Raw genomic sequence first — 7,073 nt, forward strand, 5'->3', positions numbered from 1 at the left:
GGAATCCTTGTTGGCATAAAGGAAGCCGGTACCCATCATGCCCTGGGTGATTTTGCCCAGCATTTCAATCACCACTCCCTCATCTTTGCCGATGTTAAAGCGGCTCTCCACCACGTCTCTGGGCAGAAAATGGATTTCCTTCACTGCCAGGGCGACATCTTTCGGCTTCAATTCCCCGCGGAATCCGGCTTTGCGGGCCAGTGTGGAATTCACGCCGTCGGCAAGGATCACCACGTCGGCGTAGATCTTGCCGTGCTCCCGGTCCACCTCCACGCCGATCACCTTGCCTTGCTTGCTGCGCAGCAGTTCCTTGACGGTGACTTCGCAAATCACCAGTGCACCAGCCTCCCGCACTTTCTTCGAAAACCACTTGTCGAACTTGGCGCGGATGATGGTGTAGCGGTTGTGGGGCGGCTTGTTGAAGTCGTTGGAACGAAAAGTGGTGCCGATATAGGACTCGTCGTCCAGCACCCACATCCGCTGCTCGATGATGTGCCGCTCCAGCGGCGCGCTATCGCGGAAATCGGGAATGATGCGTTCCAACGCGTCGGAGTAAAGGATCGCTCCCTGCACGTTTTTGGAACCCGGCGCCTCGCCCCGTTCCAGTTGCAGCACGGCCAGCCCGGCCTTGGCCAGGGTATAGGCGGCGGCATTGCCCGCCGGCCCGGCACCAACCACGATCACATCGAACTTTTGCGCGCTGGCGGCTGTCGCCAATTTTGCGGTCTGAATCGCTTGCACGTTATCGGCGGATGCCGTCATTTCTGTCTGAATCGTTTGCGAGTTGCCGTCTGGCGCCGTCATCCCGGCTTGAATCATTTGCGAGTTGCCGGCTTGCGCCGGCATCCCTGCCTGAACCATTTCACTCATGTTTCCCGCCTATCCTGTTTGTTTCATGGTTGCCAGCTTCTGCCGAAACGCCTCGGTCAGAACCGGCAGTAGCGTCAGCGCATCGCCGACGATGCCGAGATGGGCGAAATCGAAAATCGGCGCATCGGGATCGTTATTGATGGCGATGATGCAATCCGCTCCTTCCATCCCCACCCGGTGCTGAATGGCGCCGGAGATGCCGACGGCGATATACAGCTTGGGACGCACCGTTTTGCCGGACTGGCCGACCTGCCGGTCCGGTTCCACCCAGCCCGCCTGCACCACCGGACGGGAAGCGCCCACCTCGGCGCTCAATACTTCCGCCAGATCCCAGATCAATTGAAAGTTCTCCGGCTTGCCCAAACCGCGGCCGCCGGCCACGATCACATCGGCGAAAGGCAGCTGGGGTTTGTCCCGGCTGTCGTCGGCGATGAATTCCAGCACCTTGGTGACGATGTCGTCTTCCGCCAGCGCCAGGGAATGTTCGACGATGCGCCCGATGCGGCTTGCGTCACGCTCCGGCATGGCCATCACCCGCGGGCGCACGGTAGCCATCTGCGGGCGGTAGTTGAGGGTGACAATGGTGCATAGCAGGCTGCCGCCGAAAGTGGGGCGGGTGGCCAGCAGGCCGCGGTTTTCCGGATCGATGGTGAGCCCCGTGCAGTCGGCGGTGAGGCCGGTCTGCAGCGTGGTCGCCACGCTTCCCGCCAAATCGCGCCCCTGGGTGGTGGCGCCCAGCAACAGGATTTCCGGCTGGTAAGTGTTTACCAGTTCAGTCAGTCCCTGGGTGAACGGGTCGTTGCGGTAGTCCCGCAATACCTCGTTCTCCATCAGGTAGCACAGGTCAGCCCCATACTGGTAGGCCTCCGCGCAGAAGCGTCGTGTTTCATCGCCGGCTGCGCCCAGTACCACGCCGGCGAGTTCCACACCCAGCAGGTCAGCGAGCTTGCGTCCTTCGCCCAACAGCTCCCACGACACCGGATGCGCCTGCCCGCGCTCGTGCTCGATGAACACCCACACGCCTTTGTAAGCTGCCAGGCGCGGGTTGAGTTCGCCCTTGTGGCGGCTTTTCCTGGTCTGCACTGCTTCGCTCATGACATAGGTCCTGTTGATTTAACGGGCACGTTTGGCCAGCTCTTTTTCCACTTGAGGGAAAAGCGTACCCAGGCGGGCGATTAGCGCCACGGCAAGCTCCTGGGAGCTGCCGCCGTCCACCGTAATGATTTCCGCCTTGGTGGCGCGTGGAGTGGGGGTGAACACCTTGTTTACGATCGTCGGCGAACCCTTGAGGCCAACCTTGGTCACGTCCTCAATACCTGCTGCCGCTCTGTCCCATTGCCTGAGCGGATGGAGGGCGGCGCGGAACAGGTCGGGCATGGAGCCGAAGCGCATGGCATTGCTGCCTTCCAGCATGGTGATAAGGCAGGGCAACGCCGTCCTGAGCACCTGAACGCCGCCCTCGGCGCGGCGTTCCACCACGATCTCGCGTTTGTCCGGGTCTACGGAAACAATCCTCGACACGTAAGTCAGGAGCTGCAGTTCGAGCCGTTTGGCGATACCTGGGCCTACCTGGGCGGTATCGCCATCGATGGTCTGTTTGCCGGTAAACACCATATCCACCGGCTCTTCCCTGGCGATCTGGCGGATCGCTGCGGCCAGAACATAGCTGGTGGCCAGCGTATCGGCACCGGCGAAAGACTTGTCGGTGATCAGAATGGCGTCGTCCGCGCCGTAAGCCAGCGCCTTGCGCAACGCTGGTTCGGCCTGGGGCGGGCCCATGGTGATCACCGTGACCTTGCCGCCGAAACGATCCTTGAGGCGCAAGGCTTCTTCCAGCGCAAACAGATCGTAGGGATTGATGATGGCAGGCACCCCCTGCCGCATGATGGTGTTGGTGACCGGATGGATGCGGATCTGGGCGCTGTCGGGTACCTGCTTGATGCAAACCACGCTGTGCATTGCTTTCCCTCCACGGGTACTAAAGCGTCATCGTAAAATCATGGCAAAGCCACGTTCGCGGAACCGTAGCGATTCAACACGACAAGGGTCTCTCGAGAATCGCATCCAGCAAGGCGCGCACGTTCTCCCACGGTTCCCGGCCCGGAACAGTCACAGGATCGGCCTTCACCGTGCCGTCGGCATCGTGAAAATGGTTAGGGAAGGTCGCAAGTCCTGGATGGATCGGCGCGGTATCGATACGTAGCAGCGCTTCACGCCATAGCCATTGCACGGAATATTCGTCGGCGTTCAGATAGCGCAGTTCCACCACAAGGCCGTTCAGAAACGTGACCGTCAGGGCATCCTGCGAGAATGCCGGGTGCGCCGCGAGCTCGTCCGTGTATTGCGCTGCAATTTCATCCTTCAGCTCAACATGCAACAGCATGGTTAAAGTCCCTTCAGATAGGCATTCAGGTCATCGCGAATGGCTTCTCTCGTCGCATCGATGATGCTGGCGCTCAAGTAGTCCTCGTAGCCTGCATGCTCCGGTACCGCACCTTCAATAATGGCCTGCTTGAGCTGTGCCTCATCCGCCACACCATGTCTCTTCAGCACTTCTAAACGATTTTCCCGCAGCTCAAACGTGAGCTTCGTCATGCGGTCGATATGCTCCGCTTCTTCATAGGGAATGTTTTCAAAAAAATTGCTCAATTTCACATCCTTTCGTCGTGTATTACACCCCCGCCAAGGGTGGTCATTTCCGGGGTAACCTGATCGAAACGCAGCACTTTTCCGCCATGTTTCTTCGAGAACGCTTGAGCGTCTTCCATGCGGGCAAATGACGCCAATGTGGGCCCCATGCTTCCGGACATGTTGCTGCCGACAACGTAGTATGCTTTTCTGGCGTCTATCCATTGCCCCAGGGGTGCTTGCCAATTCGCTTTGCCCATGTCCTGAGTGAAGATCGCCTTGATCCTCCTTTGCTGTTCCGGCCTCAGATAAATAGAGAACATTTCCATCGTATCGCAGAAGAAATCCGTTTCTCCGTCCGCGTAGTGAATCTGCGCTTTCGGCCCGGGGAAATCCAGAAGCAGCATACCGTCCAGGGCACAGGTGGTCTGGGATGTCGGCATTATCGGTTGAATTGGCTGGTCGGCCTTGTGACAGGCCACCACCGAGAGCACAACGAGAGCCGAGAGTCCGGTTTTGGCCGCGCGACCTAGCCAGCCGACTGAGTTGGTTTTAAGCTTCATTTGAACCTCCAAGCCGCCAAACCCAAGGGAGCGGCAATCCAGAACACCATGATCGAGCCGAGAAACCAGGGATCAGACAAGGTTTGAGGGAGCACCGTCGCCAGTCCGTAAAACGTTCTCGCTTGTTCGGAACTGAACACATTGAGAATGCGGAACACGTCTGCCGGATTGAGCAACAGCAGAAAGGGGAACGCGTTCCCGCCAGCACCGCCCGTTCCCACCAGAACGCCGAGCAACACCAGGTCATACACCAGTACAAAAAAGAACCACACGCCGATGGCGGCGCCACTCGCCCGGGCCCTGTCGGTCGCCACCACGGAAGTCAGTACGGCAATGCTGAGAAATGCCATGCCCATCAAGATGGCGCTCAGCACAAAGCCGAAATAATGGTAAAGGCCGGGCAGGTCGAGCTGCTGGTATGACAGCAAGAGCCCGACCAAACCGAACCCCGCCAGGGTGGAAAAAGCCAGCGCTGCGGAAAGGCCGGAAAATTTGCCGAGCAGCAGCTCAAACCGGGTAATCGGCATTGACAGCAGGAGGTCCAGCGACCCGCGCTCGCGCTCGCCGACAATGGCATCGAACCCCAGAATCAATGCGATCAACGGAACAAGATAAATGACCAGGCTCACCAGGCTCGCGATCGTGACCTCGATGCCCATGAAACCCACGCCACCCTGCTGCGCCGCACCAAAATAGGTAATGGCCAGGGCAAACGCGGCGAATACGACCGCGGTGACAAGCACCCAGCGATTCCGGATACGATCCCAGAATTCCTTGGCGGCGATCGTCGCCACCTGCCGAAAATCGATCCTCACCGCCGCCCCTCCGATAATTCAGGAATCGGTTTACCCGTTTCCGCTCTTTCATTCCCATAGCCCAGAAACACATCCTCCAGGGAGGGCTCTTCGATCTGGATATCGGCGACTTCTCTCGTGGCGGATGCGAGCACACGCAGTACCGACATTTTTTGCGCCCTGGGGCACTCGACGACCAGCGTGCCCCGGCTGCCGTCGTACACGCTGGTCTCTCCCACCTGCTGAAGCAGGCGCCGCAAGGCATCCGCATCGCCGTCGAGCCGGCTGACGCGAAAGCGCAGGGGAAGAGCCATTTGCTCGCGCAGGGATTGCAGCGTCCCCATTGCACAAATTTTCCCCATTTTCATAATCGCCAGCCGCTCCACCCGTCCCTGGATTTCGGCCAGAATGTGAGACGTCAGGACCACGGTCACCCCGTGCGCACGCAGCTCCCCCAAGATATGGTAGAACTCCCTGATTCCTTCGGGGTCGAGGCCGTTGGTCGGCTCATCCAGAAACAGTATCTTGGGTTGCCCCAGGAGGGCCTGCGCGAACCCGAGACGCTGACGCATGCCCTTCGAGTATCCGCGCACCAGCCTGCGGGCGGCCGCGCCGAGCCCGACCTTCGCCAGCAAATCCGGGCACGTCGCCCGGTCGGCCCGTTTCAAATCGGCGAAGAACCAAAGGGTCTCCAACCCCGTCAAATTGTCGTAAAACACCACGTTCTCGGGTAGATAGCCAAGCGCGCGACGCACCTGCCGGAATGCCTCCCCTCGCGGCCGTTGTCCATCAACGAGAATTTCGCCGGAAGTCGGCGGCTCCAGCCCCAGCATCATTTTGAACAAGGTGCTCTTTCCGGCTCCATTATGGCCGATGAGCCCGAATATCTCGCCCTTTCGCACCGACAAATCGACGCCGTCCACTGCGAGGATATCCCCGAAGCGCTTGGCCGCCTGCCGCACCTCAATCATCGCGTTTTCTTCCAATCCATTTCCTCCAGTCGGCGTGATACGGTCTCATGCGCGGATGCCGGTCCACGATGCTGGGCGCCCGTAAAACAGGGAATTGGGCTGCCACCAAATGCAGCGTCTGGACGGAAGGGCTATTCAGCAGCAGCTTCATCAGAGGATATTTCCAGGTCAGGCGGTCGACTACGTCATTGGCCTCGTAGGGGATGTCTCCGATATCATCGCCATTCCGGTCCCATCCGACGTAATTGCTCCAATAATTGCCGTCCCAATATTCGTCCTTTGCGCCGACATACTTGATCTGGTCTCGATTCCTTATAAAGTCGTTGCCTTCCACCTGATTGTGGGTCGATCCGGCCCACAGATGCACGCCGATCTGGTTGTCGATGACCAGGTTGTTTTTGATGCTGTTGTATTCCGCGTCATAGATAAAGAACCCCTTAAAGTTTCCCGCCACAACGTTGTTCTCGATCACCGAATCCTGCAGGGTGCGCAGCATGATGCCGTGATCGGAATTGCCCCACGCCTTATTGTTCCGCACTACTTGGTTGCGCACTTCCATCAGTGCCAGCCCACCCCGGTTTAGATAGGATTCGTTACCTTCCCAGACGTTATGGTAGGAGTTCATGTAGTGGGTGCCGTAGCGCAAGTGGTGCATTTTGTTTCCCTGGAACAGCGCGTGATGGGAAACATCCACATAAATACCGTCGCGGGTGAAGCCGATGTCATTGCCGATAATCTGCGCGCCCAGCGTGTCATAGAGCTGGATACCGTTGCCGCGCTGGGATGACAAAAAGTCCCGCTTGCCCGTGATCAGGTTGTTCGTCACCTGAATATCCTTGATGCCTTGCAGCCACATTCCGAACAGTGTGTACGCGAGAACATTGTTGCGGATCACGGCCCGGTGAGAGCCGGGTTCCACATAAATTCCGGCGTTTTGAGCGGTTAAATCCGGCCCGCTATCGCGCACGATAAATCCTTCTATGACCACGTCCGGCGCCTTCACACGAATCACGTCGCCAAGGTTTGCGCCGCTTAAAGTGGGCCTTCCGAGGCCGCGCAGCGTAATCGGCTTGTCGATCACCACATGCTCCGTATACAGGCCGCGTTCGACACTGACGAGGTCGCCCGGCCGAGCCGCCGAAACCGCCGCTGCAATGGATTCGCCGGGACGAACTATGCGCGCGCGCCCGCTCGGTTCAATTGCCCCCATAATTTGAGAACGCTTTCCACAACAGCTTTAGCACCAG

Annotated in this window: 9 protein-coding genes; all 9 read right to left on the reverse strand. The window is 58.8% G+C overall.

Annotated elements, in window-relative coordinates; translation table 11 throughout:
- Positions 1 to 870, reverse strand: an 870-nt coding sequence (locus tag ACYCZJ_RS16110) for an FAD-dependent oxidoreductase (RefSeq protein WP_461555242.1), incomplete at its 3' end; no start/stop codon positions are given.
- 9 nt (positions 871 to 879) lie between these two features.
- On the reverse strand, positions 880 to 1,965 hold the full coding sequence (locus ACYCZJ_RS16115; RefSeq protein WP_461555243.1) for an electron transfer flavoprotein subunit alpha/FixB family protein: 1,086 nt from the start codon (positions 1,963 to 1,965) through the stop codon (positions 880 to 882).
- 18 nt (positions 1,966 to 1,983) lie between these two features.
- The gene (locus tag ACYCZJ_RS16120) at positions 1,984 to 2,829 is read right to left on the reverse strand and encodes an electron transfer flavoprotein subunit beta/FixA family protein (protein ID WP_461555244.1); all 846 of its coding nucleotides are present in this window, start codon (positions 2,827 to 2,829) and stop codon (positions 1,984 to 1,986) included.
- Positions 2,830 to 2,902: 73 nt separating this feature from the next.
- The gene (locus tag ACYCZJ_RS16125; RefSeq protein ID WP_461555245.1) at positions 2,903 to 3,253 is read right to left on the reverse strand and encodes a toxin-antitoxin system TumE family protein; all 351 of its coding nucleotides are present in this window, start codon (positions 3,251 to 3,253) and stop codon (positions 2,903 to 2,905) included.
- Positions 3,254 to 3,255: 2 nt separating this feature from the next.
- Positions 3,256 to 3,519 carry a hypothetical protein gene (locus ACYCZJ_RS16130; protein ID WP_461555246.1) on the reverse strand — a complete coding sequence of 88 codons (264 nt, stop codon included), beginning with the start codon at positions 3,517 to 3,519 and terminating at the stop codon, positions 3,256 to 3,258.
- Positions 3,520 to 3,521: 2 nt separating this feature from the next.
- The gene (locus tag ACYCZJ_RS16135; protein WP_461555247.1) at positions 3,522 to 4,061 is read right to left on the reverse strand and encodes a nitrous oxide reductase accessory protein NosL; all 540 of its coding nucleotides are present in this window, start codon (positions 4,059 to 4,061) and stop codon (positions 3,522 to 3,524) included.
- Complete coding sequence (locus tag ACYCZJ_RS16140; RefSeq protein ID WP_461555248.1) at positions 4,058 to 4,876, reverse strand: ABC transporter permease subunit; 819 nt, start codon at positions 4,874 to 4,876, stop codon at positions 4,058 to 4,060. The genes ACYCZJ_RS16135 and ACYCZJ_RS16140 overlap by 4 nt, the downstream gene beginning before the upstream one ends.
- On the reverse strand, positions 4,873 to 5,841 hold the full coding sequence (locus ACYCZJ_RS16145; RefSeq protein ID WP_461555249.1) for an ABC transporter ATP-binding protein: 969 nt from the start codon (positions 5,839 to 5,841) through the stop codon (positions 4,873 to 4,875). Before ACYCZJ_RS16145 ends, ACYCZJ_RS16140 begins: the two co-directional genes overlap by 4 nt.
- Positions 5,819 to 7,036, reverse strand: a complete 1,218-nt coding sequence (locus ACYCZJ_RS16150; RefSeq protein WP_461555250.1) for a nitrous oxide reductase family maturation protein NosD — start codon at positions 7,034 to 7,036, stop codon at positions 5,819 to 5,821. Before ACYCZJ_RS16150 ends, ACYCZJ_RS16145 begins: the two co-directional genes overlap by 23 nt.
- Positions 7,037 to 7,073 lie beyond the last annotated feature (37 nt).

It is taken from the genome of Sulfuriferula sp. (assembly GCF_054605375.1).